General features: G+C 54.0%; 32 protein-coding genes. 24 read left to right on the top strand and 8 right to left on the bottom strand.

The features are described from left to right. Positions 1 to 144 precede the first annotated feature (144 nt). The 15 genes from GSQ70_RS24710 (at position 145) to GSQ70_RS24645 (ending at position 6,756) form a co-directional block, all read left to right on the top strand. On the top strand, positions 145 to 411 hold the full coding sequence (locus tag GSQ70_RS24710) for a hypothetical protein (protein WP_158784992.1): 267 nt from the start codon (positions 145 to 147) through the stop codon (positions 409 to 411). Between the two features lie 107 nt (positions 412 to 518). After that, positions 519 to 926, top strand: a complete 408-nt coding sequence (locus GSQ70_RS24705; protein ID WP_158784991.1) for a hypothetical protein — start codon at positions 519 to 521, stop codon at positions 924 to 926. After that, the gene (locus GSQ70_RS26265; protein ID WP_255455435.1) at positions 923 to 1,057 is read left to right on the top strand and encodes a hypothetical protein; all 135 of its coding nucleotides are present in this window, start codon (positions 923 to 925) and stop codon (positions 1,055 to 1,057) included. The genes GSQ70_RS24705 and GSQ70_RS26265 overlap by 4 nt, the downstream gene beginning before the upstream one ends. Further along, positions 1,048 to 1,242: a hypothetical protein gene (locus GSQ70_RS24700; protein ID WP_158784990.1), complete on the top strand. Its 195-nt coding sequence runs from the start codon at positions 1,048 to 1,050 to the stop codon at positions 1,240 to 1,242. The genes GSQ70_RS26265 and GSQ70_RS24700 overlap by 10 nt, the downstream gene beginning before the upstream one ends. Then, positions 1,239 to 1,916, top strand: a complete 678-nt coding sequence (exoX, locus tag GSQ70_RS24695) for an exodeoxyribonuclease X (RefSeq protein ID WP_158784989.1) — start codon at positions 1,239 to 1,241, stop codon at positions 1,914 to 1,916. Before GSQ70_RS24700 ends, exoX begins: the two co-directional genes overlap by 4 nt. Position 1,917: 1 nt before the next feature. Further along, a complete protein-coding gene (locus GSQ70_RS24690) occupies positions 1,918 to 2,583 on the top strand; it encodes an ATP-binding protein (RefSeq protein ID WP_158784988.1) in 666 nt (221 codons plus the stop codon). After that, entirely contained in the window at positions 2,583 to 3,266 is a 684-nt protein-coding gene (locus GSQ70_RS24685; protein WP_158784987.1) for a hypothetical protein, read from the top strand. Before GSQ70_RS24690 ends, GSQ70_RS24685 begins: the two co-directional genes overlap by 1 nt. Before the next feature lie 32 nt (positions 3,267 to 3,298). Then, positions 3,299 to 3,517 (top strand): ANR family transcriptional regulator, encoded by a 219-nt coding sequence (locus GSQ70_RS24680; RefSeq protein WP_158784986.1) that lies wholly within the window; start codon positions 3,299 to 3,301, stop codon positions 3,515 to 3,517. 47 nt (positions 3,518 to 3,564) lie between these two features. Continuing rightward, a complete protein-coding gene (locus GSQ70_RS24675; protein WP_158784985.1) occupies positions 3,565 to 4,101 on the top strand; it encodes an HD family hydrolase in 537 nt (178 codons plus the stop codon). Then, positions 4,094 to 4,330, top strand: coding sequence for a hypothetical protein (locus GSQ70_RS24670; protein WP_158784984.1), 237 nt, complete (start codon positions 4,094 to 4,096; stop codon positions 4,328 to 4,330). The genes GSQ70_RS24675 and GSQ70_RS24670 overlap by 8 nt, the downstream gene beginning before the upstream one ends. Next, on the top strand, positions 4,323 to 5,060 hold the full coding sequence (locus GSQ70_RS24665; protein ID WP_158784983.1) for a site-specific DNA-methyltransferase: 738 nt from the start codon (positions 4,323 to 4,325) through the stop codon (positions 5,058 to 5,060). Before GSQ70_RS24670 ends, GSQ70_RS24665 begins: the two co-directional genes overlap by 8 nt. Further along, positions 5,057 to 5,281, top strand: coding sequence for a hypothetical protein (locus tag GSQ70_RS24660; RefSeq protein WP_158784982.1), 225 nt, complete (start codon positions 5,057 to 5,059; stop codon positions 5,279 to 5,281). The genes GSQ70_RS24665 and GSQ70_RS24660 overlap by 4 nt, the downstream gene beginning before the upstream one ends. After that, positions 5,278 to 6,114, top strand: a complete 837-nt coding sequence (locus GSQ70_RS24655; RefSeq protein WP_158784981.1) for a hypothetical protein — start codon at positions 5,278 to 5,280, stop codon at positions 6,112 to 6,114. Before GSQ70_RS24660 ends, GSQ70_RS24655 begins: the two co-directional genes overlap by 4 nt. Next, positions 6,111 to 6,431, top strand: a complete 321-nt coding sequence (locus GSQ70_RS24650) for a hypothetical protein (protein ID WP_158784980.1) — start codon at positions 6,111 to 6,113, stop codon at positions 6,429 to 6,431. Before GSQ70_RS24655 ends, GSQ70_RS24650 begins: the two co-directional genes overlap by 4 nt. Next, on the top strand, positions 6,424 to 6,756 hold the full coding sequence (locus tag GSQ70_RS24645; protein WP_158784979.1) for a hypothetical protein: 333 nt from the start codon (positions 6,424 to 6,426) through the stop codon (positions 6,754 to 6,756). Before GSQ70_RS24650 ends, GSQ70_RS24645 begins: the two co-directional genes overlap by 8 nt. A gap of 13 nt (positions 6,757 to 6,769) precedes the next feature. On the opposite strand, the gene GSQ70_RS26260 is transcribed toward GSQ70_RS24645, so the two are convergent. Further along, on the bottom strand, positions 6,770 to 6,904 hold the full coding sequence (locus GSQ70_RS26260) for a hypothetical protein (RefSeq protein WP_255455434.1): 135 nt from the start codon (positions 6,902 to 6,904) through the stop codon (positions 6,770 to 6,772). Positions 6,905 to 7,213: 309 nt separating this feature from the next. Between GSQ70_RS26260 and GSQ70_RS24640 the strand changes: the two genes are divergently transcribed. The 3 genes from GSQ70_RS24640 to GSQ70_RS24630 are packed head-to-tail and all read left to right on the top strand — an operon-like array spanning position 7,214 to position 10,306. Beyond that, positions 7,214 to 8,122, top strand: coding sequence for a phage N-6-adenine-methyltransferase (locus GSQ70_RS24640; protein ID WP_158784978.1), 909 nt, complete (start codon positions 7,214 to 7,216; stop codon positions 8,120 to 8,122). Then, positions 8,115 to 10,082, top strand: coding sequence for a DNA cytosine methyltransferase (locus tag GSQ70_RS24635; RefSeq protein WP_158784977.1), 1,968 nt, complete (start codon positions 8,115 to 8,117; stop codon positions 10,080 to 10,082). The genes GSQ70_RS24640 and GSQ70_RS24635 overlap by 8 nt, the downstream gene beginning before the upstream one ends. Beyond that, positions 10,079 to 10,306: a hypothetical protein gene (locus tag GSQ70_RS24630; protein ID WP_158784976.1), complete on the top strand. Its 228-nt coding sequence runs from the start codon at positions 10,079 to 10,081 to the stop codon at positions 10,304 to 10,306. The genes GSQ70_RS24635 and GSQ70_RS24630 overlap by 4 nt, the downstream gene beginning before the upstream one ends. Here the strand turns inward: GSQ70_RS24630 and GSQ70_RS24625 are convergent. Next, complete coding sequence (locus tag GSQ70_RS24625) at positions 10,289 to 11,536, bottom strand: site-specific integrase (protein WP_158784975.1); 1,248 nt, start codon at positions 11,534 to 11,536, stop codon at positions 10,289 to 10,291. The genes GSQ70_RS24630 and GSQ70_RS24625 overlap by 18 nt on opposite strands. 425 nt (positions 11,537 to 11,961) lie before the next feature. Here GSQ70_RS24625 and GSQ70_RS25855 point away from each other — a divergent pair, with 425 nt between their 5' ends. Beyond that, positions 11,962 to 12,132: a hypothetical protein gene (locus GSQ70_RS25855; RefSeq protein ID WP_199257307.1), complete on the top strand. Its 171-nt coding sequence runs from the start codon at positions 11,962 to 11,964 to the stop codon at positions 12,130 to 12,132. A gap of 39 nt (positions 12,133 to 12,171) precedes the next feature. On the opposite strand, the gene GSQ70_RS24620 is transcribed toward GSQ70_RS25855, so the two are convergent. Further along, positions 12,172 to 13,068, bottom strand: coding sequence for a LysR family transcriptional regulator (locus GSQ70_RS24620; protein WP_158784974.1), 897 nt, complete (start codon positions 13,066 to 13,068; stop codon positions 12,172 to 12,174). A 154-nt stretch (positions 13,069 to 13,222) separates the two neighbouring features. Between GSQ70_RS24620 and GSQ70_RS24615 the strand changes: the two genes are divergently transcribed. Next, complete coding sequence (locus GSQ70_RS24615) at positions 13,223 to 13,729, top strand: SRPBCC domain-containing protein (RefSeq protein WP_158784973.1); 507 nt, start codon at positions 13,223 to 13,225, stop codon at positions 13,727 to 13,729. 58 nt (positions 13,730 to 13,787) lie between these two features. Here GSQ70_RS24615 and GSQ70_RS24610 read toward each other — a convergent pair whose 3' ends face one another. Then, on the bottom strand, positions 13,788 to 15,338 hold the full coding sequence (locus tag GSQ70_RS24610) for a PTS transporter subunit EIIC (RefSeq protein ID WP_370521125.1): 1,551 nt from the start codon (positions 15,336 to 15,338) through the stop codon (positions 13,788 to 13,790). A 286-nt stretch (positions 15,339 to 15,624) separates the two neighbouring features. On the opposite strand from GSQ70_RS24610, the gene GSQ70_RS24605 reads away from it, so the two are divergent. The 3 genes from GSQ70_RS24605 (at position 15,625) to pdeR (ending at position 22,344) form a co-directional block, all read left to right on the top strand. Further along, positions 15,625 to 17,937: an FdhF/YdeP family oxidoreductase gene (locus GSQ70_RS24605; RefSeq protein ID WP_158784971.1), complete on the top strand. Its 2,313-nt coding sequence runs from the start codon at positions 15,625 to 15,627 to the stop codon at positions 17,935 to 17,937. A gap of 116 nt (positions 17,938 to 18,053) precedes the next feature. Further along, positions 18,054 to 19,985 carry an exoribonuclease II gene (locus GSQ70_RS24600; protein ID WP_158784970.1) on the top strand — a complete coding sequence of 644 codons (1,932 nt, stop codon included), beginning with the start codon at positions 18,054 to 18,056 and terminating at the stop codon, positions 19,983 to 19,985. Positions 19,986 to 20,361: 376 nt separating this feature from the next. Further along, complete coding sequence (pdeR, locus tag GSQ70_RS24595) at positions 20,362 to 22,344, top strand: cyclic di-GMP phosphodiesterase (protein ID WP_158784969.1); 1,983 nt, start codon at positions 20,362 to 20,364, stop codon at positions 22,342 to 22,344. 1 nt (position 22,345) lies between these two features. Here the strand turns inward: pdeR and GSQ70_RS24590 are convergent, their stop codons facing one another. Both GSQ70_RS24590 and GSQ70_RS24585 read right to left on the bottom strand, forming a co-directional pair. Then, a complete protein-coding gene (locus GSQ70_RS24590) occupies positions 22,346 to 23,215 on the bottom strand; it encodes a crotonase/enoyl-CoA hydratase family protein (protein WP_158784968.1) in 870 nt (289 codons plus the stop codon). Positions 23,216 to 23,414: 199 nt separating this feature from the next. Further along, on the bottom strand, positions 23,415 to 24,116 hold the full coding sequence (locus tag GSQ70_RS24585; protein ID WP_158784967.1) for an L-ribulose-5-phosphate 4-epimerase: 702 nt from the start codon (positions 24,114 to 24,116) through the stop codon (positions 23,415 to 23,417). 247 nt (positions 24,117 to 24,363) lie between these two features. Here GSQ70_RS24585 and osmB point away from each other — a divergent pair, with 247 nt between their 5' ends. Beyond that, positions 24,364 to 24,582 carry an osmotically-inducible lipoprotein OsmB gene (gene osmB, locus GSQ70_RS24580; RefSeq protein WP_158784966.1) on the top strand — a complete coding sequence of 73 codons (219 nt, stop codon included), beginning with the start codon at positions 24,364 to 24,366 and terminating at the stop codon, positions 24,580 to 24,582. Positions 24,583 to 24,691: 109 nt separating this feature from the next. Here the strand turns inward: osmB and yciH are convergent, their stop codons facing one another. Both yciH and pyrF read right to left on the bottom strand, forming a co-directional pair. Beyond that, positions 24,692 to 25,015 carry a stress response translation initiation inhibitor YciH gene (gene yciH / locus GSQ70_RS24575; protein WP_158784965.1) on the bottom strand — a complete coding sequence of 108 codons (324 nt, stop codon included), beginning with the start codon at positions 25,013 to 25,015 and terminating at the stop codon, positions 24,692 to 24,694. After that, complete coding sequence (pyrF, locus tag GSQ70_RS24570) at positions 25,015 to 25,731, bottom strand: orotidine-5'-phosphate decarboxylase (RefSeq protein ID WP_158784964.1); 717 nt, start codon at positions 25,729 to 25,731, stop codon at positions 25,015 to 25,017. The genes yciH and pyrF overlap by 1 nt, the downstream gene beginning before the upstream one ends. Positions 25,732 to 25,852: the final 121 nt, after the last annotated feature.

Here is a 25,852-nt window from a genome sequence, read left to right as displayed (position 1 = left end):
GAAGATGGCTTGCGGCACATGGTATCGCCACACGCCTGTAATTAAGCCAATGAGTAACGGATACATACCCTATTCATGGCAGGGAATAACAGTAAACAGAGAGCAGCTAATCAGGCTGGTCAGGAAATATTATCTGGAGGGGTAATGAGTAAAGAAACAGGAGGGCCAGCATTTCCAGCAGAAGCGAAGCTCAACAGGATTAATAACGAGGCATATCCGGTCCAAACAAGAGATGGTGATATTTTTCAATTTCCAGGCTTAACAATGCGCGATTATTTTGCGGCTAAGGCTATGCAGGGGATTTTGGCTAATCCGGGACAATTGGATAACGTCAATGACGATGCGGCGAAGTGGGTGGCACGAGATTCCTATAAGGTTGCCGACGCCATGATCACCGCCCGCAACAAATAATCAAGTGACATCGCAAAACTGATTTACGAGTCAGCTCGACGATATTACTGCCTACCGCCCTCGCCTCACATCGGGGGCTTTTTTACGCCCTCGCTCAGGAGGTTACTGTGCAAATCATTCCCAAACTGACACACCAACGCCTGGCAGAACTTACGCCGGGCACGCCTATCCGGCTCGGCAGCAAGCTGGTCACCTTCGATGGCTGCTCGGTCCGTCCGAACTATAAAGGCCTGGATGAAATTTTCGTTGAATATGTCGACAGCGATGGCAACAGAATGACGCACTGCGAGTTTACGGTGCTGCAATGTGCAACCGAGTTTACTGATGCCGTGATGTGCAAATACTGCGGCAAGTTCCGCCAGCCGGACGACATTATCAGGAAAACTATCCGCTTCTGGAACCGGTCCGAATATCACGAATTTTGCGCTGACGCTGAGTGCGGAAGGCGCTATCAGGAATCTATCCGCGTGCCGTCGCAGCAGAGAGCACGCACAACGAGGATCCGCACGTCATGAGACCTATCGATCGCCTGCAGTTCATTCACCGGCTGACCGGTGCTGATTTTCACCCACGCCGTTCTTCCTGGCTCGTTCCTCTTCTTGGCGCTGTGGCGCTGGCCATCGTTACGGGGATTGTATGGAACTGATCACCGCCAACCAGGGCATGGCTGAGCACATCATGGTGCAGGTAGCCATGCGCCGCCTGGCCCTCTCGACAATCCTCGCCATATGCGAGCGTAACCACCTCGGCCCGGCCGACCTCGAACAGCTGGCTAACCAGCTGGCGCAGCGGGAAGCCATCGCCGACTCAATAACAGGAAGTAATCAATGACCTCACCTATTCTGCGAGTTATCGATACCGAAACAACCAGCCTTGAAGGCGGAGTATGTGAAATTGCCAGCGTCGATATCGTTGACGGCCAGATCTGCAATCCGATGAGCGATTTCGTTAAGCCGCCGGAGCCAATCACTATCGGTGCCATGGCTCTCCACCACATCACGAACGAGGATGTGGCCAGTGCCCCCCCGATTGACGAGGTGATCGACCGTTACCTCGGCGCTGACGTGTACGTGGCCCATAACGCTAAATTTGACCGCAGCAAGCTGCCGCAGATCACCGCGCCGTGGATCTGCACCATGAAGCTGGCACGCAAGCTCTGGCCGGAGCTGGAAAGTCACGGTAACCAGTACCTGCGTTATCACCTGCAGGTCAATGCGAACGTTCCGGACGGTCTGCATGCTCACCGCGCGCTGTATGACTGCTACGTCACCGCCGCTAACCTGATCCGCATCAACAAAGAGGCCCGCTTCACTGTGGCGCAGATGCGCGACATCACCAACCGGCCATCTCTGCTACACGCCATGCCATTTGGAAAACATAAAGGTGTGCCATTCGAGGAATGGATCCGAAAAGACCATCGTTATGTGACCTGGTGTCTGGAAAATCTGACAGATGAAGAAGACGTTCAATTCACCATAAAACATCATCTGCAACCTGGGGGCTGATATGGGTATCCCCGTTCTCATCCTGGGCGACTCCGGATCCGGTAAGTCGGCCAGCATGATGCACCTCAACCCTGAAGAGGGTTTTCTGGTCAATCCGGAAAATAAGCGTCTGCCTTTCAAGTCGAAGGGCTGGCAGCCACGCGATTTCAACGCCAGAACAGGCAACGTATTCCACACGGATGTAGCGGCTGACATCGTGCTTATTATTCAGCACGCCCGCCGGGCTAAACGAAAATTCGTGGTGATCGACGACTTTCAGTATGTGATGGGTAACTCATTCATGCGCCGCCGCAGCGAGAAATCGTTTGAGAAGTTCACCGAGATCGGCGGAGGAGCCTGGGACGTGGTAAAAGCCGCGCAGCAGGCTGAAGATGACCTGATCGTCTATTTCCTCGCTCACACAGAGGAAACAGCCGCCGGCCGCATCAAGATGAAAACCATCGGCAAGATGCTGGACGAGAAGATCACCGTTGAAGGCATGTTCACCATCGCCCTGCGCACATCCGTAGCGGACGGGCGCTACCACTTCACCACTCAATCCGATGGTACAGACCCGGTTAAATCGCCGATTGGATTATTCAAGGAATTTCAGATTGACAACGACCTGAACGCCGTTGATGCGGCGATCCGGGACTACTACGAACTCAACGAGGGAGTATCAGCATAATGCAGCCAATTTTCACTTTCGATCCTGAATCAGCTAAAGCATCCGGCCCGGGAGGTGTATCAGAAGGTGGTGCTTACACCGGCACCATCAAAACCGCCCTGTTCACCTCTGGCCGTGATTCTCAGTCACAATCGATGGAGTTTTCACTGGAGACTGATGTCGGTCCTATCAACTACCTGCGAGTCTCATATACCGGACGTGACGGCAACCCGCTGCGTGGCGGTACCGCGATGATCAACGCAATCATGGGACTGACAAAAGTTAAGGCGCTCTACCCTACTGAAGTCGTTAATGAGCAGAATGAGACGGAACTGCATTGCAAGGATCTGGAAGGTAAGCCGATCGGCTTTGTCCTGCAGAAAGTCCTCTACACCAAAAACGACGGCGGCGAAGGCTACAGATTTGAAATTCGCCAGGTGTACGGCTCTAACACTCGAAAAACCTTCAAAGAGGCGGTCGAAAACACGCCAGCTGAAGCTGTTGATAAGCTGGTCGCCACGCTCACGGACCGTGATGAGCGTCACCCTGCTAATCCTGGCTTCAGCGGGCAACCGGCCAATCAGCAGCGTTCAATGCTGGGCGGTCAGCAGCAATCACAGCCGCAGTCACGCCTGCAGCAGAACGCTGGCGGCCGGGGCCATCAGCAGCAAGTACCTGATTTCGATGATGATATACCCTTTTGATAAGGCCCCTTCGGGGGCTTTCTGGAGCATTTATGCGACTGACCTTTAAAAACCTTGCTCAGCAGGCTGCTGACAGCGAGAAGAAAGGCTTTTTCTCTGAGGCCGCCCAGCTATGGCGGCAGGCCGGGAAGCGGGCAACCGGCAACAACATCCTTTGGGCTGAACAACGAGGCGATTTTTGCGCTGGTGCAGCACGCCGGACCGCCATAATAGCAGCCATGGAGGCCCGGCAAGCACGCCTCCGCCCGTAACTCTCCCGCGCCGCCCGGCGCACATCAAATTTCCTGAAGGAAACCTCATGTCCTGGATTACTACCCTCACAGGAAGGCATTTCAATTTCTGCGATATAACGCCGGAATCAATTTGCATCGAAGACATCGCCGCTGCGCTGTCGAATATTTGCCGCTTCACCGGCCATGTGCCTGAGTTTTACAGCGTCGCTCAGCACTCTGTTCTTGTCAGTGATCTGGTGCCGCCAGAATTCGCCTTTGAGGCGCTGATGCACGATGCCGCCGAGGCATATTGCAACGATATCGCTGCACCGCTTAAGCAGTTACTGCCAGATTACCGCAACGTTATCCAGTCGGTTGAAAGTGCCATTGCCGTTAAATACGGTCTGCCGCTTGAAATGAGTCGTGAAGTTAAGCACGCAGATTTGGTAATGCTGGCGACAGAACGCCGGGAATTCGGTCTTGATGACGGCACACCCTGGCCGATCCTCCACGGTATTGACCCAGCACCAATCTTGATTAATCCACTTTCACCGCGTCAGGCGCTTGTCAAGTTCATGCAGCGCTACAACGAGCTCCGCGCCGGGGAGTTGTCCAATGGCTAACAGACTTCTTGAGATATGTAACGATTGGCAAATAATGCGGGCCGGGATTCTCGAACGAAACCCTGACCTGAATTTAATCATACGGGAATGCGACAGTCTGATTGAATCTGCTGTTTCTTCTGCTCATTCAATTGCGCATCGTGTTGAGTGGGATACTCGTGAGGCCGCAAAAATAGCTGCCAAAATATCCGCTGAATTTGAAGCTAAGCAGGGAGGCGACCATGCGTGAGCGCCCTATTCTGTTCAATGCTGACTGCTTTGATGTGTTCACTGAGATGGATAGCGGTACCGTTGATTTGGTTTGCGCTGATATTCCATACGGCACAACCCAATGCCGCTGGGATTCCACTCTCGACCTGCAGCAGATGTGGCAGCAGCTGTACCGCATCGCAAAACCATCTGCTGCAATCATCCTGTTTTCAGCTCAGCCATTCACCAGCGTGCTGGTCAGCAGCAATATCCGCGACTGGCGTAGCGAGTGGGTTTGGGAAAAAGGTAACGCTACCGGATTTCTGAACGCCAAAAAGCAACCCTTGCGGGCGCACGAAAATATTCAGGTGTTTTATCGCCGTCAGCCGACATACAACCCGCAAATGACGCAGGGTCATGAGCGCAAGACAAGCAAGCGGAAAACGGTCAATTCAGATTGCTACGGCAAGGCTCTGTGTCTGACCGAGTATGACAGCACAGAGCGGTACCCGCGAGACGTCCAGTTCTTCTCGAGCGATAAACAGACCGGTAATTTTCACCCAACGCAGAAGCCGCTGGCACTGGTGCAATACCTGATCGAAACCTACAGCACCCCCGGAGATACAGTGATGGATTTCACAATGGGTTCCGGCACCGCTGGTGTTGCATGTCAGCAAACCGGGCGACGTTTCATTGGCATTGAGAAAGATGCCGCTATTTATCGCACTGCATGCCAGCGCATGGGAATAGAACAGGAGTCCGCAGCATGAACCAGCGTCCATACGACAAAACTAAGCTGTTGAGCGAATCAGATGCCGAAGCACTGGCCGTTATGCCTGATGATGAATGGTTCATAGCAGACCATCTCCCAGTTAACCGACCGTTCTACAGGTGTGAACGCCTGGTGAACGCGCAAAAACTGCAAACTCGCGTTGTGCTCATTAATGGCTACACAAAACGTGAGTTTAGAAAAATACAGGAGCCAGCATGACAATTACATCTGAGCAGTTAGAAAATCTTCGGGGGTTGATTAAATTTGCTTCCCCCATGCCGTGGCACTGGGCTACCAGCAATAGTATGGCTCGTTTGAGTAGCGCCAGCGGTAAGGATGGCGATGTGTTAAGTGCTTTCAGGGCTTCAGACGGTGTGCCATGCGTGAGCGTCTCATCAGATAACATGAATCTGATCGTTAGTGCAGTTAACGCCCTGCCTGGACTGCTGGCACACATCGACGCCCAGGCGTCGCGGATTGCTGAGCAGCAAGCTGTTATCGACCAGCGCAACGGAGAGTGCGACAGGCTTATAACTGAATTGAGCATTGCAACTGATCGTGTCGGTATCAACTTTGACAGAGCGGTTACAGCAGAGAAAGAGCTGGCGGTGCTGAGGGAGCAGAAGCCTGTTGCATGGCGAGCACATTGCCACTACATGGATGGCACCGACGCTGGGGTTCAGTATTACGATGACGCGGGACTACTGGGGTTGAGAGAACCGCTTTATTGCCAGCCAGTACCGCCCGCCCCGGTTGCTGTGCCGGATGAGATGAGTTATTCCGATGCGGTTAATTTTGTACTCATAAACGGAATGTCATGTGAGGACAGGCCAACGTTAGCAATGAGGGTATGGAACGCCTGCCGCGCCGGAGTGCTGCGCCTCAACAGCGGGAGGAAGCCGCAGCGGTTTGTTGTTCCGCTGAAAAAATTGTCTGTCGAAGAGGTTATGCACCGTTCTGGCTTCGACCGTCAATATGCTGAGGGTTGGTGCTCCGCGAATGATTGGGCTATCAACGAAGTCAAATTAGCTGGCGGGGAGATTGCAGAATGAAAGATGAAGATTTAGATAGCTGCCCTCGTTGTAAAGAGGCCGAGCCTGTTGCGTGGTTAGTGCTGAATTCCAGTGAAGGCTATGTTGAGCGCAACCCAGATGTTGTGGCATTCCTCGAAGCGGCTGGATTAACGAAGTGCAAACCGCTATTCGCCCCGCCAGCGCTAGCAGATAGCGATCTAATATGTGCCATAAACAGGCTTCTTGATAGCGATGGCTCTCGCGGAACTTTCAGCGCGATTAAATGTTCAGATGCGCGGGAAGAAATTGAGCGATTGCTGGCAGCAGCGCCGGAGCCGGGAGGTGATCATGGCTAAATCCCCCGCAGAACGCAAAGCCGCGCAGCGCGCCCGGCAGGCTGCCAACAGCATGACAAAACTGGAGCTGCACCTCGACCAGCAGGAACTGGCAATGCTCGACCACGACTGTGTCGCCCGGCGGCCTGGCCGTCAACCGTATGACCGGGCTGAACTGGTCGCGCTGATGATCCGCAAGTATCACGCTGAGCTGCAGGAGCAATTACAGGTTGCTGGCCAGTGCGCCAAATGCGGTGATGTTGCGCCGGTTAATAGCTGCCCCTGCAGCGGAGACTCGGCTTGCTGGGTTACGAATGGCTGGAAGAGCCTAAAACTATCAGTGTGACATGTCACGTTAACTAATCCCCACCCTCCCAATCATGAAAAACATATTCCGGCGGCACTTCGCTCGCCACCATATTTTCTATGCCAGCATCCGCACGGCGGCCGTGCTGATCCTGCTGCTCGTCGTGGCGCTTACTGCTGAATTTCATCTTTAATGAGGTGAGCTATGCATACTCAAATCCCATCGGGAAAGCCTACTGGAGCGGCCGGCAGGTTACATGCTGGTGCTCCGCTTATGACTTCCCTCACCGATTTAGTGGCGGTCGGTGCAGCGGTTATGAAATGGCGAAAAACTGCTTTGACAACCGTCTCAGTTGCCAGAACTGCAACTGCCTGCATGCCGGAGGCTGCGACGTTATAAACGGAACGGAAAGCCCTTCTGAATGCCCCTATGTGCTGGATTTCTGCGCCTACTACCAAATCAAAATTTCCTGACACCATCTTTCCGGATAATTTCAATGACCGATCACACTATCAGTCCGTATTGCGCGGCGCTGGATGCCCTGCGCGCTGCTCCTGCTCATAAGCTCAAAGAAGTCGGTGACCAATGGCGAACACCGGATCCGCTCTGGTGGGGAATCAATTCGCTGTACGGTCCATTTGTGCTTGACCTGTTTGCAGACGCCAGCAACGCCAAGTGCGAAGCATTCTTCAGCGCAGAGGATAACGCGCTAACCCAAGACTGGAGTGCCCGCCTGTCGGAACTGCACGGGGCCGGATATGCCAATCCGCCCTATTCCCGCCCCAGCCAGCATGATGGTCAGTACATTACAGGCATGCGTCACATAATCGCGCACACAATGGCTATGCGCGCACTTGGCGGCCGCTACGTGTTCCTGATTAAAGCGGCAACCGGCGAAGTATGGTGGCCAGAAGACGCAGATCACATCGCGTTTATTCGCGGGCGAATCAGTTTTGACCTGCCAGTCTGGTACCGTCCGGCAGAAAACGAACCATCGGAATCTTCAGCAGGTTTCGGCGCGGCGATCGCGGTATTCGATAAGTCGTGGCGCGGCCCGAAATTCGATTATGTCAGCCGCGATGAACTGGAAGCCCGCGGCAGAGCATTCATGCGTCAGATTGATCTGGCGGCGGTGCGGCTGCAGGAACAGGCTACGCCAGCAGCGCCAGCAGCGCCAGCAGCGCCAGCAGCGCCAGCAGCGCCAGCAGCGGAAAATAACGTCTGGTCAGAAGAAGTAAAGCTGGTCGCCGACCACATTGACCACATTTATGAGTTACCGCCAGACCATCACAGAAAAGTGATGCAGCTTATCAATAAGCTCCTGCTGGAACGTCAGCCATCCGGGGTAATCACCATCATGGCGCAGTCACTAACCAAAAATTTTCTGGAGTTTCCTAATGCGTGAGATCATCGTTGATAATTTTGCGGGCGGTGGTGGTGCCAGCACCGGGATCGAAATGGCAATCGGCCGCAGCGTGGACATCGCGATTAATCATGATCCCAATGCAATCGCCATGCACACCACTAACCACCCCGACACGCTGCACTATTGCGAGTCGGTGTTTGATATTGACCCGGTATCCGCAACTGCCGGCGCTCCGGTCGGCCTGGCCTGGTTCTCGCCTGACTGCCGCCACTTCAGTAAAGCCAAGGGTGGCACTCCGGTTAAAAAGGAGATTCGCGGCCTTGCGTGGATAGTGCTGCGCTGGGCGCTGGCCACCCGTCCCCGCGTCATGATGCTGGAAAATGTTGAAGAGTTTAAAACCTGGGGCCCGCTGCTGGCCGACGAGGATCGCCCTGACCCGGCCCGCGCTGGCGAGACGTTCGCTGCGTTCGTTGGCATGTTGGGTGCTGGCGTACCAGCAGATCACCCGGCATTGGATGAAGTTTGCGAGTTTCTGCTGATTGACCGGAACAGCCCGGCCGCGCAGCGGCTGACGGACGGCCTAGGTTATGCGGTCGAATACCGTGAGCTGCGGGCCTGCGATTACGGTGCGCCAACCATCAGAAAAAGATTTTTCATGGTTGCACGGTGCGACGGCGAAGAGGTTTGCTGGCCAGCACCGTCACATGGCGATCCAAAAAGCCTGTCGGTACAGAGCGGTCAGCTGTTGCCATGGCGTACCGCTGCGGAGTGCATCGACTGGAGCATACACTGCCCGTCCATATTTGGGCGCAAAAAGCCCCTGGCGGATAACACCCTGCGGCGCATCGCTCGCGGAATCCAGCGGTTCGTGCTCGACAACCCCACGCCGTTCATTGTGAAGTGCAACCACACCAGCAGTAAAACCAGTTATGACACGTTCCGTGGTCAGGGACTGGATGCGCCGCTGCAGACGATTACCCGCAAGCATGGCTATGCTGTCGTTATCCCCCACCTAACAAAATTCCGCACCGGAGCCACCGGCCAGCAAGTTACAGAATCACTGCCCACAGTGACCGCCGGGACGTCAGCACGACCTGGCGGAAATGGCCATGCGCTCGGCATGGTTGAAGCGGCACTTACTCCGTTCACAGTTGGTGCTGGCGGCCCGAAATACTCAGCGAAACCACGAAGTGTTGATCAGCCGATGAATACTGTTGTGAACACCAACCACTCCTGCGTTATTGCGCCGGTTATCGCCCGCCAGTTCGGTGCCAGCGTCGGCCATGCAGTGGATCAGCCAGCAGGGACCGTCACCGCAGGTGGTGGTGGAAAAAGTCAACTTGTCAGCCCCATCCTGATTCAGATGGGATATGGAGAGCGGAACGGCCAAGCTCCTCGAGTATTGAATCTGCATAAACCTGCTGGCACGGTGACAGCTGGCGGTAACAAGTTTGCCATCGCCAGCGCATTTCTGGCAAAGCATTTCGGCGGAAACTACACCGGACCCGGCGCTGCAATTGATGGCCCTATCCACACAGTCACCACCACGGACCACCACGCCCTGGTGACATCGAGCATTATCAAAATGCGCGGAACAAACACCGGCCAACCCGCCGACACCCCGCTGCAAACCGTAACAGCAGGGGGCCAGCACTTCGGCGAAGTGCGGACAAGCCTCGCAGCCCAGGACTATGACGAAGCGCGCGCGGCACTGGTCAGCGAATTCCTCCATCAGCATGGCCTGCGCGAATTCGTGGAAATTGAAGGGGTGACATACAGGATCGTCGATATTGGCATGCGCATGCTGCAGCCGAAGGAGCTTTACGCCGCTCAGGGCTTCCCCGCCTGGTACGTGATTGATCAGGACTACCGGGGAAATAAGTACGCGAAAGACAAACAGGTTGCGCGCTGCGGTAACGCCGTTCCGCCACCGTTCGCTGAAGCGTTGGTGCGAGCCAACCTTCCAGAGATGTGTATCAGTGAGGAGAAAGTAGCGTGATGAATAATAAATTTTCGAGAGAGAATGAAAGCCAGTCACCGTACATGACTTATGAAGAAGTCGCAGATCTGTTCAGAAGGTCCGTTAAAACGATCCAGAACTGGAACAGCCGTTGCAAAAGCACAGGAAAGAAAAACCATGAGGGATTCCCTGATCCTGTGCACCGTGGACTGTTTCTGCGCAATGAAATAGAGGAGTTCGGGAAGTTACAGCGTCACGATTGAACTTACTCCATTTTCACCATGCACGATCCTCATCACCGTTGCCCACCACGTTGTGTACGCCTTCCTCTGCTCATCAAGATAATCGTTGTGGTCATATACGGCCCAGATACCCGGCAATGCATGTCCCAACATTATCTCGCATACATGCGGTGGTGCAAAACTCGCCCACCGCGTCCTTGCCGTTCTCCTGAGGTCATGCAAAGACCAGTGTTGCATGATCTCGCTTTTCTCTCTTATCACGTAACTAATGATTGTTTTAGGTAATGACAGAACCGAGTGGCTTGCGACCGGTGCTTCCTGAACACTCTTATCCCGGTGCCAACTGCCAAAGAGATATTTTGAATTAGGGTTAAGCAGAATTGCTTCCTCAATTAACAATTTAGCTGCCGGGATTACAGGCCTGGTGATAGAACGGCCACTTTTCCCACCCTTGTGGTTTTCTGGCGGAACAACCCATGTGTCATTGCTGAAATCAAAATGAGTTTTTTCAGCACTGAGTAGTTCCCCTGATCGGCAACCGTACAGCATAACCAGCAGTATAAATATTACGTTTTTGCGTAGCATCGCCGTGTTATCCAATGCTTCAAATAACAAGCAAATCTCGTTATCAGACAGCACCCTTTTTGTGACGTTTCTCTTTAGCCCTATGTCATGGGCAGTAATGGAGCTTAGCGGGGCTTCTTCAGTGAGCTTTCTCCTGACAGACCATGAGTGTGCCTGCTTGGCGTTTGTAAGGATCCTGCGGGCTATGCTGGGAGCTGTTTTCTGTATCCCCTCAATGATCTCCAGCCACTGATGTGTTGTGACGGCATCATGCTTCAAATTGCCAATTTTTGGATAAACGTGTAATTCGAATGACCGCAAGATCTGTTCAGACTTTTTGATATTTGGCTGAGCATAAACCCGTCCCCATTCCTCGATGACTTTTTGAACGGTGGCTGAGTTCACGTTTTTGCTTACCCTGGTGGCGATGAACTGGGCAGGGTCTATTCCATTCTCCAGCGCCCGGCGAAGCACGACGGCTTCATCACGCGCATCTTTCAGACTGATCCCCGGGTATCCACCCACATCTGTTCTTCTTTGTTTTCCACCAAACATGTATCTCAGCTGAAAGGTCACTTTCCCCTTTCGTGAAACACGAACAGAAAGCCCGTCACGATCAGTTTTCTCAAAAACCTTGTCTGCATCCTTACCAAGAACAGATCGCAGGTAACTATCAGAGAGAGCCATAGAGCCACCATTAGTACATAGAAAAAGCCAGTAATGGCGGATCAAATTAAATTATGTACTGACAGATGTACATAAAATTTCAGGAGCAACCAGGATTTACCGGGAACTGTAAGTGCAGATGGTGAAACTTTGGGAACGAGAGAATAAGCGTGACAGGGAACCTGAAGGAGCTAACGAGATTATGCGGGAAGTGGGAGGGGTAACTAACTAATTACACAGGTAGATCAGTTGTTTAATATCCATCACTTTTATTCAATACCTCAGCAGTGCCTGCCAGGCTACTGGGAATAAGCCGGGAAGGCAAGCCTGAACCGATCCGTAACCTCAACTCCAATATTCCGAAAATCAGTGAATTACTGGCAAAAATGCCCCTTACGGCTACGCTTAACTCTTTGGATTTATTCCCTTCACTGAGGAGAACCGCAATGAAAACTTATTCGAAAATCACTCTGGTCCTGTTAGCCCTGTCTGGTCTGGCTGGCTGTCAGCATGACAGCAGTGCAGTGGGCAGCGATGGTCGTCCTCATGCTCCGAGCGGGCAGGCTGCACCAGGCGGAACTCTGGGTGCCGGTCCGGTCGGTCAGCCACAGTCCTGATAGTTGATATCCCAAAAACCGGCCTCCACGCCGGTTTTTTTATGCAAACAATTCTGTCAGTGTAGCCCGCAGCCAGCGGTGCCCGGCATCACGGTGGGTGCGGTCATGCCAGGCCAGCGTTTTGGTAAAGCCTGCAACTGGCAACGGTGGTGTTTTTACGACCATGCCGTCGGTTGTGGCGGCCAGCCGGTACGGCGTGACCGCAATCAGGTCGCTGACGCGCAAAATTTCCGGCAGCATCAGGAAACTGTTAACCGCCATCACTACCCTTCTTTTTTTGCCAATCTTTGCCAGTGCCTCATCGGTAGCACCGGAGAACCTGCCACCCGTGTGCGAAACCAGCACCTGATCCAGCTTGCAAAAACGATCCAGCGTCAGCGCTTCCCTTGCTTGTGGATGATCGCTGCGCATGATGCAGACATACTCTTCATCAAACAGATTTCGGGCATGCAGGCCCTCCGGCGTGGTTTCCGGCGTGACCAGCGCCAGGTCGATATCCCCCCGTTCAAGCTGAGTTTGCAGCTGGCTGTAGTCTATCGCCACCACGGAAACCTTCACGCCAGGAGCTTCCTGACGTAACCTGGCGATAAACGGCACCACCACCGCCTTGAGGGCATAATCCGTTGCGGCAATAGTCAGCGTCAGCTCAGCGCTGGCCGGGTCGAAGGCTTTGGGCTGCAGCAGCGCATCCATATCACTGAGAATTTGCTTCACCGGCGCGGCCAGTTCCAGCGCACGTGATGTTGGCACAATACCGCGTTGCGTCCTGCTGAATAGTGGATCGCCAAAGCAGTCCCGTAACCTCGTCAGCATTCCGCTGACCGCGGGTTGAGTGAGAGCTAACCGGTCAGCAGCACGGGTTACGCTTCGCTCATCCAGCAACGCATCCAGCGCCTTCAGTAAATTCAGATCCATCGTCCTGATAGCGTTTTTCATCGATGTTTCTCTCTCAGATATCTCCTGAAATGATAGCAAAAATAAATAACCGTGATTGGTCTTATGACAGTCGCAGGCGCAGACTGCCCTTCGTCGGAGTAAACCACTCCAGCTCTGCTGGCGCAGAGCGAAAAAAAACTACTGAGGAAATACGATGAACTCGATTATCTGGCCTGAAGGTTATGTGCCTGGCTATTGCGATAACTTTGCGTCAAACGAGATGATTGTCAGCGGTCTGACGGTTAAAGATCTCTGGCCTCTGCTGAACACACCAGCGCTGTGGCCTGATTATTACCATAACTCGGCCGACATCCGTTTTTATGATGATAAAGGTCCTGAGCTGGAGCAGGATGTGCGCTTCTACTTCACCACTTTTGGCTTTCCGGTGGATGCGCAGGTCACGGAGCATGTTGCGCCATCAGACGGAGAAGCGGCACGAGTTGCCTGGCATGGCTGGGCGGGTGAAGGTGACAGTCGGCTGGATGTTCATCATGCCTGGCTGCTGGAAGATTTGCCGGGCAACCGCGTGCGCATCCTCACTCAGGAAACCCAGAATGGCAAGCCTGCTAAGGATCTGGCTGCCACCCGGCCAAACCCGATGATTAACGGGCATCAGGAATGGCTGGATGGCCTGATTGCGGCGGCGCGGGCAGCACGATAGATGACTCACCTCGTGGCGATCTCAGCCGCCATGAGGTGCCTGCATGAGCCGGGCTTGATTATTCCCGGCCTCCCAGCGCAGTTTTAACCTCGTTGGCTATCTTCTCCACCTGCGGGCCGTAAATGACCTGCACATCATGATCGCTGACGCGATTAACCCCATTAGCGCCAGTGGTCATAAGGGTCTGATCCACCACTTCCTTCATCTCTTTCACTCTGACGCGCAGCCGGGTAAAGCAGCAATCGACATCCTCTATATTGGCCTCACCGCCCAACCCGCTGATGATCACCTGGGTTCGCTCACTGGCAGAAACGGTTTTACTCTCCTGCTCTGTTTCTTCCATTTCTCTGCCCGGCGTCTCAACCCGCATGCGCAGAATGATGAACCTGAAGCCGTAGTAATAAACCGGCACATAAATAATGCCCAGTAGAATGCTCCACCACCACTGAGTCTTGCTGCCACCGAGGATGCCGAACACCACCAGATCGATAGCGCCGCCCTGCACGTTGCCAATCATCAGGTGCAGCATCGACATCAGCATAAATGACAGGCCGCTCAGCGCCGCGTGGAACAGATACAGCACCGGCGAGACAAAGATAAAGCAGAATTCCAGCGGCTCGGTGATCCCCGTGGTGAACGAAGTCAGCGCCCCCGCCAGTACCAGCGCTTTAACCCGCTGCTTGTGTTCCGCTTTGGCGCAGTGATACATCGCCAGCGCCGCCGCTGGCAGGCCAAACATCATCACCGGGATTTTGCCCTGGGCCAGAAAACGGGTAGCGCTTCTGATGGTGTCGTCAGGAATCGATCCCGGATGAGTCAGGGAATTATTAAAGATATTCAGTGCGCCGACGATAGTCTGGTTATCAACCGTGGCGATACCACCGATGGGCGTAAAGCGCACCGTTTCATTAAGAATATGATGCAGGCCGGTCGGGATTAGCAGACGTTCGCTGGTGCCGTAGAGGAATGCGCCGTACTGACCGCTTTTACCAATCAGTTCTCCAACCCAGGCAATGCCCGCGCCAACGGTCGGCCAGACCATCGCCAGCAGCACGCCCATCAGCGGCAGGATCGTCAGGGTGATAATCGGCACCAGTCGCCTGCCGCCAAAAAAGGCAATCGCGGTGGGTAATTGGGTCTGGTAAAAACGGTTGTGAATGACAGAAGTGAGTAATCCGGCGATCACCCCGCCCAATACGCTCATGTTGTAAGTAAAAATGCCCAGCATCTGGATAAATTCTGCGGCTGTCATCATCGCCGCCGTCTGGGACATACCGTTGGATTGCAGCGCCGGTGGCGTCATGGTTTCTGCCGTCATGCCCTGCGCAGCCAGCGTGGTGGTGACGCCGATATGCATGGCGATAAAACCAATAACGGCAGAAAACGCCGCCGTGGGTTTCTCGGCCTTAGCCTGACCTATAGCAATAGCGATGGCAAACAGCACGGGCAGATTGGCAAACAATGCCCCGGCAATATTGCGGATAAACCGGATGATGAGCTGAGGCAGGAACAGGTTGGCAAAAGCCTCGCCGGTGATCGCCGGATTTTGCATAGCGGCGGCAACGCCGAGGAAGATACCGGCGGCGGCGATGACCGAAATCGGCATCATCAGTGCCTTACCAAAGGCGTGAATTTTGCTGGCAAATTCTTTCACATGAGCCTCGCTTTCCCATCAGAAAGCCTAATTATTAGTCAGCTCTGACTGTAAGGAGGGACAAACGCACAACATACAGCGCAATTCTTTGAATCAGTTCACGCTTTAGCGATAAATCGCGCCTATCGCACCATTAAACCAATCAATTAGACAATCCGTTTACCTGATTGCACACTTAGTGCATAAAAGAAGCAATAACTTCTTAACAAGACAAAAACATAACTTAAACCTGCGAAGCATTATGAAATTTAAAACAGCCATTAAACCCTACCAGGCCGCTGCGGGCGGTTGGGGATCGCTAGAAGCCACCACCCGCTTTGTTTTCGACAGCAAACAAGTTCTGAAAAACATGCGCAATCTGATGCGCATGAACAAGGCTAAAGGATTCGACTGCCCGGGCTGTGCCTGGGGCGACGACAACAAAAGTACCTTCAGCTTCTGCGAGAACGGTGCCAAAGCCGTGACCTGGGAAGCCACCCGCCGCTACGTTGATGCCAGCTTCTTCGCAAAATACAGCGTCTCAGCACTTTATCAGCAGAGTGATTATTTTCTTGAATATCAGGGCCGTCTGACTGAACCGTTGCGCTACAACCGCGAAACCGACCATTACGTACCAATCGGCTGGGACGACGCATTCCGGCTGATAGCCAGCCACATCCACGCGATGGACAATCCTGACCAGATGGAGTTGTACACCTCCGGCCGCGCCAGTAATGAAGCCTCGTGGCTCTACCAGTTGTTTGGCCGGATGAACGGCAGCAACAACTTCCCTGACTGCTCCAATATGTGCCATGAGGCCAGCGGCGCGGGTCTTAAACGCAGCATTGGCGTGGGAAAAGGCACTATCCGTCTCGACGATTTTGACCATGCCGACGCCATTTTTGTATTCGGTCAGAATCCCGGAACTAACCATCCACGTATGCTGCACAGCCTGCGTCACGCAGCCGATCACGGCGCGAAAATTGTCACCTTTAACACTCTGCGCGAACGTGGACTGGAGCGTTTTGCCGATCCGCAAAAGCCGCTTGAAGTGGTGACCAGCAAAGCCGGTACCATTAGTTCCACCTATTATCAGCCCAACCTGGGCGGCGATATGGCGGCGATTCGCGGCATGGTGAAAGCCCTGTCTGAAACCCATCACGCGCTGGTGGCTGAAGGCAAAGAAGGCTTGTTTGATCAGGTGTTTATCAACGCCAAAACCGAAGGGATGGAGGCGTATCTTGCTGCCGTTGAGGCAACAAGCTGGCAGCAGATTGAGCAACAATCAGGCCTGACCGAGCGGCAGCTGCGTGAAGCGGCAGCTATTTACCAGAGCGCTGAACGGGTAATCTGCACCTGGGCGATGGGCATTACCCAGCATAAACACTCAGTAGATACCGTGCGTGAAATCGTTAACCTGCAGCTACTGTTTGGCCAGCTCGGCAAAAAAGGCGCAGGCCTGTGCCCGGTCCGTGGTCACAGCAACGTGCAGGGTAACCGCACCATGGGGATCGATGAGAAGCCAGCCAAAGCTTTCCTCGACAGCATGGCAAACCATTTTGGCTTTGAGCCGCCGCGTGAACCCGGCCATAACACCGTGGAAGCGCTGGAAGCAATGCTGCGTGACGAGATCAAAGTGCTGATCGCGCTGGGTGGAAACCTGGCCGCTGCAGCACCGGACAGCCCACGAACTGAAGAAGCACTGCGCCGCTGTGGACTGACCGTGCAGATCAGCACCAAGCTGAACCGCAGCCATCTTTGTCCGGGCGCGATTGATGCGCTTATCCTGCCTACGCTGGGGCGTACCGAACAGGATATTCAGGCCAGTGGCCCGCAATTTATTACCGTTGAAGACTCCTTCAGCATGGTGCACGCCTCAGAAGGCGTCGGTAAACCCATTGCTGACACGCAGCGATCTGAAACGGCGATTATCGCCGGGATTGCTGATGCCGTGCTGGGCAAAGAGAAACTGGACTGGTTAGCGCTGGCGGCGGACTATAATAAAATCCGCGATCACATCGCAGCTACCATTCCTGGCTTCAGCGATTTCAACGCCAAATGTGATATTGAAGGTGGATTCTATCTGGGTAACGCCGCTGCTGAGTTCCGCTTTAACACGCTGAACAATAAAGCGCAGTTCAGTGCAGCCAGCCTTCCTGACTCGCTGTTCCCACAGCTGGGCGACGACGTTAAAGTACCGTTCACTCTGCAGACGCTGCGTTCCCACGACCAGTACAACACCACCATTTACGGTCTGGACGATCGTTATCGCGGCGTGTACGGTCAGCGTGAAGTGCTGTTTATCCATCCTGAAGATATGGAAAAAATGGGTCTCGCCGCCGGTGACGATGTGGATATCGAAACGCTGTGGAATGATGGCATAACCCGCAAAGTCTTCGGTTTCAAGCTGGTGCCTTACAACATTCCGAAAGGCAATCTGGCTGCCTACTATCCGGAAACCAACCCGCTGGTCCCCCTTTCCAGCTATGGTGACGTCAGCGGCACGCCAACGTCGAAATCTGTTCCGGTGAAAATCACCCTCTCGCAGGTAAAAACAGGCCTGCGAATCGCCTGACAAACGGGGTCATTTGCCTTAAACAAAGCCGGGATATCCCGGCTTTTTACTTGCCGCGAGGCGGTTAATCGCGTAAAACTGTCTGCCGCTCTTAGGCCACGAAAACTGTTGAGATTATGTTCCAGGATAACCCGCTGCTCGCGCAGCTCAAAGAGAAACTCCACTCCCAGACGCCGCGTGTTGAGGGTGTGGTGAAAGGCACCGAGAAAGGCTTCGGCTTTCTCGAAGTAGACTCGCAGAAAAGCTACTTCATTCCGCCTCCGTTCATGAAAAAAGTCATGCACGGTGACCGCGTGATTGCCGTGCTGCAGACCGACAAGGATCGTGAAGTTGCCGATCCGGAAAAACTGGTTGAACCTTTCCTGACTCGTTTTGTTGGCCGCGTGCAGAAGAAAGACGATCGTCTGTCGATTGTTCCCGATCATCCGCTGCTGAAAGACGCTATCCAGTGTCGCGCCGACCGCAATGTGAAGCATGACTTCCAGGCGGGCGACTGGGCAGTTGCCGAGATGCGTCGTCACCCGCTAAAGGGCGACCGCACTTTCTACGCCGAGCTTACCGCTTTTATCACCACCGCTGACGACCATCTTGCCCCGTGGTGGGTAACGCTTTCCCGTCACAACCTGGAGCGTGAAGCCCCCGAAGCCGTGACCGGTGAAATGCTGGACGAACAGCTGGAGCGTGAAGACCTGACCGCGCTTGAATTCGTCACCATCGACAGCGCCAGCACCGAAGATATGGATGATGCGCTGTTTGTGGAAGAGACGCCGGAAGGCACTCTGCGCCTGACTGTCGCCATTGCCGATCCTACTGCTTACGTTGCCGCCAACAGCGAACTGGATGCCATTGCAGCCGAACGCTCGTTCACCAATTACCTGCCAGGCTTCAACATTCCGATGCTGCCGCGCCAGCTGTCTGACGACATCTGTTCGCTGCGCCCTGACCAGCGCCGTCCGGTACTGGCCTGTCGCGTAACCGTTGCGGCTGATGGCACGCTGAGCGAAGAGATCACCTTCTTTGCCGCCTGGATCGAATCCAAAGCCAAGCTGGCCTACGACAACGTCTCTGACTGGCTGGAAAACAGCGGCGAATGGCAGCCAGAAAGTGAAGCGATAGCAAATCAGATCCGCCTGCTGCACCGTCTCTGTCTTTCCCGTGCTGAATGGCGTCAGACCCACGCGCTGGTATTTAAGGATCGTCCGGACTTCCGCTTCCTGCTGGGCGAAAAAGGCGAAGTGCTGGATATCATCGCCGAACACCGCCGCATCGCGAACCGCATCGTCGAAGAAGCGATGATCACCGCCAATATCTGTGCCGCCACCGTGTTGCGCGAGAAGCTGGGCTTCGGTGTGTATAACGTTCACCTTGGCTTTGATGCCGAGAAAGCTGAACAGGCTGCAGCCGTGCTGGAAAATCATGGCGTGAAGGTTGATCCGCTGGCTATCGCCACGCTGGAAGGCTTCCGCGCGCTGCGTCGCGATCTCGATTCTCATCCAACGCAGTTCCTTGACAGCCGCATCCGTCGCTTCCAGTCGTTTGCTGAAATCAGCATCGCACCGGGTCCGCACTTTGGTCTGGGTCTGGAAGCATATGCCACCTGGACGTCACCTATTCGTAAGTATGGCGATATGATCAACCACCGCCTGCTGAAAGCGATGATCAAAGGTGAAGCAGCCGAACGCCCTCAGGATGAGATTACCGTGAAGATGGGCGAGCGCCGCCGCCTGAACCGCATGGCAGAACGTGATGTCGGTGACTGGCTGTATTCGCGCTTTCTGCAGAAATCGGCAGGAACCGACGAGCGTTTCGCTGCGGAAATCATTGATGTTTCCCGTGGTGGCATGCGCGTACGCCTGACCGCCAACGGCGCGGTAGCCTTTGTCCCTGCCCCGTTCATCCACGCCGTGCGTGATGAGCTGGTATGCAGCCAGGAAAACGGCACCGTACAGATCAAAGGTGAAGTGGTCTATCGTGTGACGGACGTGATTGAAGTCACCATCGCTGAAGTCCGCATGGAAACCCGCAGCGTCGTCGCCCGTCCAGCATAACGTTTCAACAGGCGGGATAACGTCGATTATTCCGCCTGCCGCCCTCCCGCAACCATGCAGAGAGCTAAACATTCTCTAGTCTCAGTAGTGCGGCAATGTTGCTGTTACTTATGAAAAAAAACCGATAGCAACCACCCAATCGTAAATATACTCATCGCTACTACCCTCACAGCTTTTTACCATTTAAAACAGGTTTCTCAGGCAAATCTCCGCAGTAAATTCTCCATCTGGAGTTTCGATCGGGGCATTTTATTCGCCGGGTTGTTTTACCGTTCAAAAATATATACAACATACATCTTGAGATTATGCTGGTTGCCGAATACTGTTGCTAAAATAAGAAGATACAGCCTGCATTGCATCCTTCGAGGAGAACCAGATGACCGATGACCAAGGGCAATCGTTACTTGATACCTATTTTGGTACTACCAGCCCTCATTGGCGTTTAACGGCCGACAGCGATGCCCTTTTGTTTGCTGAAGATGAATCAGCCAGTACGCATATAGCTGTCGCCCTCACCGCGAGCCAGGCCAGCTTGCTGCGGGCAATGACAGTGATCACCTGCAGCGTAAATCTTACGATTTCCTTATATGGGGAACCGCTTTCGCTGCATCTGGTTGGCAGAAAGGTTAATCAATCTGAATGGGCGGGTAGCGCTTCGGCGTGGGGAGATACCTCCTCCGTGGCCCGCGATCTGGTGCTGGGTCTCTCTTTTGCCGAGCAGGTGGTTTCCGAAGCCAACTCGGTGATCGTGATCCTCGACCAGCGGGGAAATATCCAGCGTTTTAACCGCAAGAGTGAGGAGTATACCGGGCTCAAGGAGCAGGAAGTGATTGGCCGTAACGTCTTCCAGCTCTTTATGACCAAGCAGGAAGCCGCCGCATCGCGCCGTAATATTAGCGGTTTTTTCCGCGACGGCAGCTCTTACGAGGTGGAACGCTGGATCAAGACCAAAAAAGGCCAGCGGCTGTTCCTGTTCCGCAACAAGTTCGTCCACAGCGGCAGCGGTAAAAACGAAATTTATCTGATCTGTTCAGGCACAGATATTACCGAAGAACGACGGGCGCAGGAGCGTCTGCGGGTACTGGCTAACACCGATACCATTACCGGTTTGCCCAACCGTAACGCGATCAACCACTCTATCGCCGAGGCGCTGGAACACCGTGTTGATCAGCAGATTGGCATTGTCTATCTTGACCTGGATAATTTTAAAAAGGTCAACGATGCCTATGGCCATATGTTCGGCGATCAGCTGTTGCAGGCGGTCTCACTGGCGATCCTCAGCTGTCTGGATAAGGACCAGACGCTGGCCCGACTGGGGGGCGATGAGTTTATCGTGCTGGCAACCACGGCCAGCCAGGCATCGCTGGAGGCAATGGCTTCACGCATTCTGGATCGGCTTAAACAGCCATTCCGCATCGGCCTGATTGAAGTGTACTCGGGCTGTTCAATTGGCATTGCCGTCAGCCCCCAGCATGGCGAAGACCGCGAGAGCCTGATACGGAACGCCGATACGGCAATGTATACCGCCAAGGAGAATGGCCGTGGCAAGTTCTGTATTTTCAGTGCCGAGATGAACCAGCGCGTCTTTGAGTATCTCTGGCTGGATACCAACCTGCGCAAAGCGCTGGACCAAAATCAGCTGATTATTCACTATCAGCCAAAGTTGGATCATGCGGGCAATGTACACAGCGTCGAGGCACTGGTGCGCTGGCTCTCTCCAGAGCGCGGGCTGGTTTCGCCGGGTAATTTTATCTCCTATGCCGAGGAGTCAGGCCTGATTGTGCCGCTTGGCCGTTGGGTGATGTTAACCGCACTGGCGCAGATCGTTCACTGGCGAGAGAAAGGGATCAACCTGCGCGTGGCAGTCAACGTTTCACCCCGTCAGCTGATCGACCAGAGTATCTACTCAGACCTGAAACTCGCGCTGGATCAGGCAAAGCTGGAGGACTGCCCGATCGATATCGAACTGACCGAAAGCAGCCTGATCGAAAACGAGCAGCAGGCGCTGGCGCTGATGGAGCAGTTCCAGCAGCTGGGAGCAAAAGTGCATCTTGACGATTTCGGTACCGGCTACTCTTCCCTCTCTCAACTGGCAAGAGTGCCGATAAACGCCATCAAGCTGGATCAAAGTTTTGTGCGCGGTGTGAATAATCAGCCGGTTTCGCAGTCGCTGGTTCGCGCTATCGTCGCAGTGGCCAAAGCGCTGGATTTGCAGGTTATTGCCGAGGGAATTGAAACGGTGGAGGAAGAGTCTTTCGTGATGGCGAGCGGTGTCGATGCTCGCCAGGGGTTCTTATATGCCAGGCCGATGCCTGCAGAGGAGCTTGAGCAGTGGCTGGCTAAGCATCCTGCCCGCTAGATTATCCGGCTTTGCGCATCGTCTGAGAGCTGTGGCGATTCTGCAACTGCACCAGACGTTCCATATAGGCGATATCCTTAGGCTCAATAGTAAACGCAAAGTCGACCCAGTCCTCAGTGATATCCATCAGCTCAGCCCGCGTAAGCTGCAGTACCCGCTGACGCGCCTTCAGCATGGCTCTGACACCATTCAGTTTCGGCTGCAGAGTGTCAATGAAGGTGCGTGTGGCATGGTAGCCTTCGCCCGGCTGGAACAGCTTGTCAACCAAGCCACGTGTTTCAAACCATTCTGCCGTATGTGATTCTCCTTCACAGATCAGTTCTTCTGCCAGTTTCATTCCGGAACGACGGGCAACCAGAGAATAGCCACCCATGCCGGGAAACAGGTTGAAAGCTATCTCCGGGAAGCCCATCCTTGCAGTGTCCTGCGCCAGAATAAAATGGTGGGCCAGCGCAGCCTCGAACCCCCCTCCTAATGCACTGCCTTCAATCATCGCGATGGTGACCGCCCCGGTATCAAATCCTCTGGCCGCCGCGTGAATGCAATCCACGCAGGCCCGTGCGTAAGCTCTTAACGCCTCACGCCTTCCGTTCTTGATTGATTCAACAAAGAACCGCAGATCGCCGCCGGCATTAAACATCGTCGGCACCAGTGAGCCGGTTACCCAGAAATCAATGGGCAAGCCAGAACGCTGGGCGGCATAGCTGAGGTTCATGATCTCTTCGATCAGTTCGTGGTTAAAACTCGGGCGCGGTTGTGCCCGCAGCATCATCCACAGGGTACGTCGGCCTTCTTCATAGTAAGCGGAGAGCTGTGTGGTTTGTCCAACTTCGCTAAAGAGCCTGCAGGTAGTCTGATTAATTACTGTCATAGTCTCATCCTCTGTTTGTGGGAGCGCTTAAGCGCGTTTCCAGCGTAATCCAGAGTGTGAGATCACTAAACGGGCATTTGATTTTTAAGATAAAACAGTAAGAATTATCTCCTTGCCAGCGCCTGAAAAACAAGGAGGGGGCAGATAACCAATTTCAGTTAAAACTGTTGCCGGAATTATGTTAATAGCACTGATCTGATTATTTTCCCTGACCATACCAGGCATTACTTCCGTGTTTACGCAAATAATGGCAGTCCAGTAATGGCTGTTGTATGGAAGGTAATGCGGGCGACAGCTGTTGGCTGAAAATCCCCATATACGCCACCTCTTCCAGCACCACGGCAGAATGGACTGCTTTTTCAGGAGTGGCTCCCCAGCAAAACGGCCCGTGTGAATTGACCAGTGCGGCAGGCACTGCCAGCGGATCCAGATCACGCTGATGGAAAGTTTCGATAATCACCTGCCCCGTTTCCCACTCATAACGGCTCTGGATCTCTTCCTGAGTCATCTGTCGGGTACAGGGGATCGCCCCATAAAAATCATCAGCGTGGGTGGTTCCCCAGGCGGGAATATCCAGACCGGCCTGTGCCCAGATAGTAGCGTGACGGGAGTGCGTGTGGACAATACTGCCAACTTTGGGCCAGGCGAGATATAGCGCCCGGTGGGTATCCGTATCCGATGAAGGACGCATTTTCCCCTCAATCACTTTACCGCTGGCAACGTCAACCACTACCATATCGTCACGCTGCATGTTGGTATAACTTACGCCTGAGGGCTTAATCACCATCAGCCCTGACTCGCGGTCCACCGCACTGACGTTGCCCCAGGTGAACACCACCAGCCCATGGTGAGGTAACGCGAGATTGGCTTCCAGCACCTGTTGTTTCAGTAATTCCAGCATTCTGTTTCTCCGCAGGCAATTTAGTCCATTTTCTCCTGAGGGTCGCTGGCTGGGTATGGAGACAATGGCTGGATGCGCGGCAGTATTTGGCTGGAGAGCCGGAAATGCACGTTGTGATTTAAGATTTTTTACCTGTGAAAATAACCAGAGGTCCATACAATATTAATGTGCAATAGCACCAGGGATGATAGTTAGAAGCTAAACTAAACAATGGTATCTCTGCAGTGTAATTTATGGAGAAGTGATTATGACAATAACTGCAAAACGCATGACTGCGGGCCTGCTGGCCGCAACTTTAGTGCTTTCTCTGAGCGCGTGCTCTCACTGGTCGAAGCGCGATCGCAATACCGCGATTGGCGCTGGTGCTGGTGCTATCGGTGGTTCTATTCTGTCCAATGGAAGTGGTCTGGGCACGGTAGGCGGCGCTGCGGTAGGTGGGATTATCGGGCATCAAATCAGCCGTTAATCCTGGTGATATTCTCTGAACAATAAAAAAACAAGTCAGGCTACAGCAACGCATCTACACAAAAAGGGGCCGCGATCTTTCGCAGCCCTTTTGCATTGCGTCACCACACTCAGCCACCGGCCAGTTTGACTTTATGTCCTTTGGCTTCGAGCAGCGTTTTGAGCAGGTCGCGCTTGTCACCCTGGATCTCAATAACGCCATCTTTGACCGAACCGCCACAGCCGCACTTCTTTTTCAGTTCTGCCGCCAGCTTGCCCAGTTCCCCATCCTCCAGATCCAGTCCGGTGACCAGGCAAACGCCCTTACCTTTTCTGCCGCTGGTCTGTCGCTGGATGCGCACGATACCGTCACCCTTTGGCCGCTGTACCTGCTCTTTTGGCTGATCAATCCGCCCGCTTTCGGTGGAGTAAACCAGCCTGTTGTTATCAGCCATTATGCCTCCTGCAACGATGCAAGAATGCCGGCAAGCGCGGCAGCCGGATCGGTGGCCTGAGTAATCGGACGTCCGATCACCATATAGTCCACGCCCGCCTGCTTAGCCTGTTGTGGTGTCATGATGCGGCGCTGGTCACCCGCATCGCTTCCTGCCGGACGGATACCCGGCGTAACCAGGCGGAAATCTGCGCCCAGTGCATGCTTAAAGCGAACAGCCTCCTGCGCTGAGCAGACAACGCCGTCCAGTCCACATTTCTGCGTTAATCTTGCCAGACGTTCCGCATGGTCTGCAGGCGAAAGCTCAATACCGATATCTCTCAGATCCTGGGCTTCCATGCTGGTCAGTACGGTGACAGCAATCAGCAAAGGCGCATCCTTCCCAAATGGCAGCAGCGCTTCACGTGCCGCATCCATCATGCGCGCGCCGCCGCTGGCATGCACATTCACCATCCACACACCGAGATCTGCCGCGGCCGCCACGGCATGTGCCGTAGTGTTGGGAATGTCATGGAATTTCAGATCGAGGAACACTTCAAAGCCACGCTGTTGCAGATCGCGTACCAGCTGAGGCCCAAACAGGGTAAACATCTCTTTGCCCACTTTAAGCCGGCAGCTGCGCGGGTCGATCTGGTCAACAAAAGCCAGTGCACTGTTGCGATCGGCATAATCGAGCGCGACCAGAATAGGGGAACCGGTTACCTGAGGTGACTGCATGGAAAAACCCTCTGAATATGAAGCACCGCAAGGCGCAAGAGATAAACGGCAAGCATTCTACCTGCGGACTCCACGAATTCACAGTTTACCATCAGAGTTTTCGCCCGTTTCGCCCTGCCAG

The organism is Pantoea sp. BAV 3049 (genome assembly GCF_009765445.1).
Lineage (GTDB): Bacteria > Pseudomonadota > Gammaproteobacteria > Enterobacterales > Enterobacteriaceae > Erwinia.
The sequence above is the reverse complement of the archived record's forward strand: the minus strand, read 5'-3'. Positions and strand labels throughout refer to the sequence as shown.

What these genes read in the sequence shown, in the direction of transcription:
- GSQ70_RS24710 (WP_158784992.1), top strand. Translation starts at nt 145, where the DNA reads ATGAGTAAAGAAACAGGAGGGCCAGCATTTCCAGCAGAAGCGAAGCTC.
- GSQ70_RS26265 (WP_255455435.1), top strand. Translation starts at nt 923, where the DNA reads ATGAGACCTATCGATCGCCTGCAGTTCATTCACCGGCTGACCGGTGCT.
- GSQ70_RS24700 (WP_158784990.1), top strand. Translation starts at nt 1,048, where the DNA reads ATGGAACTGATCACCGCCAACCAGGGCATGGCTGAGCACATCATGGTG.
- exoX (WP_158784989.1), top strand. Translation starts at nt 1,239, where the DNA reads ATGACCTCACCTATTCTGCGAGTTATCGATACCGAAACAACCAGCCTT.
- GSQ70_RS24690 (WP_158784988.1), top strand. Translation starts at nt 1,918, where the DNA reads ATGGGTATCCCCGTTCTCATCCTGGGCGACTCCGGATCCGGTAAGTCG.
- GSQ70_RS24685 (WP_158784987.1), top strand. Translation starts at nt 2,583, where the DNA reads ATGCAGCCAATTTTCACTTTCGATCCTGAATCAGCTAAAGCATCCGGC.
- GSQ70_RS24680 (WP_158784986.1), top strand. Translation starts at nt 3,299, where the DNA reads ATGCGACTGACCTTTAAAAACCTTGCTCAGCAGGCTGCTGACAGCGAG.
- GSQ70_RS24675 (WP_158784985.1), top strand. Translation starts at nt 3,565, where the DNA reads ATGTCCTGGATTACTACCCTCACAGGAAGGCATTTCAATTTCTGCGAT.
- GSQ70_RS24670 (WP_158784984.1), top strand. Translation starts at nt 4,094, where the DNA reads ATGGCTAACAGACTTCTTGAGATATGTAACGATTGGCAAATAATGCGG.
- GSQ70_RS24665 (WP_158784983.1), top strand. Translation starts at nt 4,323, where the DNA reads ATGCGTGAGCGCCCTATTCTGTTCAATGCTGACTGCTTTGATGTGTTC.
- GSQ70_RS24660 (WP_158784982.1), top strand. Translation starts at nt 5,057, where the DNA reads ATGAACCAGCGTCCATACGACAAAACTAAGCTGTTGAGCGAATCAGAT.
- GSQ70_RS24655 (WP_158784981.1), top strand. Translation starts at nt 5,278, where the DNA reads ATGACAATTACATCTGAGCAGTTAGAAAATCTTCGGGGGTTGATTAAA.
- GSQ70_RS24650 (WP_158784980.1), top strand. Translation starts at nt 6,111, where the DNA reads ATGAAAGATGAAGATTTAGATAGCTGCCCTCGTTGTAAAGAGGCCGAG.
- GSQ70_RS24645 (WP_158784979.1), top strand. Translation starts at nt 6,424, where the DNA reads ATGGCTAAATCCCCCGCAGAACGCAAAGCCGCGCAGCGCGCCCGGCAG.
- GSQ70_RS26260 (WP_255455434.1), bottom strand. Translation starts at nt 6,904, where the DNA reads ATGAAATTCAGCAGTAAGCGCCACGACGAGCAGCAGGATCAGCACGGC.
- GSQ70_RS24640 (WP_158784978.1), top strand. Translation starts at nt 7,214, where the DNA reads ATGACCGATCACACTATCAGTCCGTATTGCGCGGCGCTGGATGCCCTG.
- GSQ70_RS24635 (WP_158784977.1), top strand. Translation starts at nt 8,115, where the DNA reads ATGCGTGAGATCATCGTTGATAATTTTGCGGGCGGTGGTGGTGCCAGC.
- GSQ70_RS24625 (WP_158784975.1), bottom strand. Translation starts at nt 11,536, where the DNA reads ATGGCTCTCTCTGATAGTTACCTGCGATCTGTTCTTGGTAAGGATGCA.
- GSQ70_RS25855 (WP_199257307.1), top strand. Translation starts at nt 11,962, where the DNA reads ATGAAAACTTATTCGAAAATCACTCTGGTCCTGTTAGCCCTGTCTGGT.
- GSQ70_RS24620 (WP_158784974.1), bottom strand. Translation starts at nt 13,068, where the DNA reads ATGAAAAACGCTATCAGGACGATGGATCTGAATTTACTGAAGGCGCTG.
- GSQ70_RS24615 (WP_158784973.1), top strand. Translation starts at nt 13,223, where the DNA reads ATGAACTCGATTATCTGGCCTGAAGGTTATGTGCCTGGCTATTGCGAT.
- GSQ70_RS24610 (WP_370521125.1), bottom strand. Translation starts at nt 15,338, where the DNA reads ATGATGCCGATTTCGGTCATCGCCGCCGCCGGTATCTTCCTCGGCGTT.
- GSQ70_RS24605 (WP_158784971.1), top strand. Translation starts at nt 15,625, where the DNA reads ATGAAATTTAAAACAGCCATTAAACCCTACCAGGCCGCTGCGGGCGGT.
- GSQ70_RS24600 (WP_158784970.1), top strand. Translation starts at nt 18,054, where the DNA reads ATGTTCCAGGATAACCCGCTGCTCGCGCAGCTCAAAGAGAAACTCCAC.
- pdeR (WP_158784969.1), top strand. Translation starts at nt 20,362, where the DNA reads ATGACCGATGACCAAGGGCAATCGTTACTTGATACCTATTTTGGTACT.
- GSQ70_RS24590 (WP_158784968.1), bottom strand. Translation starts at nt 23,215, where the DNA reads ATGACAGTAATTAATCAGACTACCTGCAGGCTCTTTAGCGAAGTTGGA.
- GSQ70_RS24585 (WP_158784967.1), bottom strand. Translation starts at nt 24,116, where the DNA reads ATGCTGGAATTACTGAAACAACAGGTGCTGGAAGCCAATCTCGCGTTA.
- osmB (WP_158784966.1), top strand. Translation starts at nt 24,364, where the DNA reads ATGACAATAACTGCAAAACGCATGACTGCGGGCCTGCTGGCCGCAACT.
- yciH (WP_158784965.1), bottom strand. Translation starts at nt 25,015, where the DNA reads ATGGCTGATAACAACAGGCTGGTTTACTCCACCGAAAGCGGGCGGATT.
- pyrF (WP_158784964.1), bottom strand. Translation starts at nt 25,731, where the DNA reads ATGCAGTCACCTCAGGTAACCGGTTCCCCTATTCTGGTCGCGCTCGAT.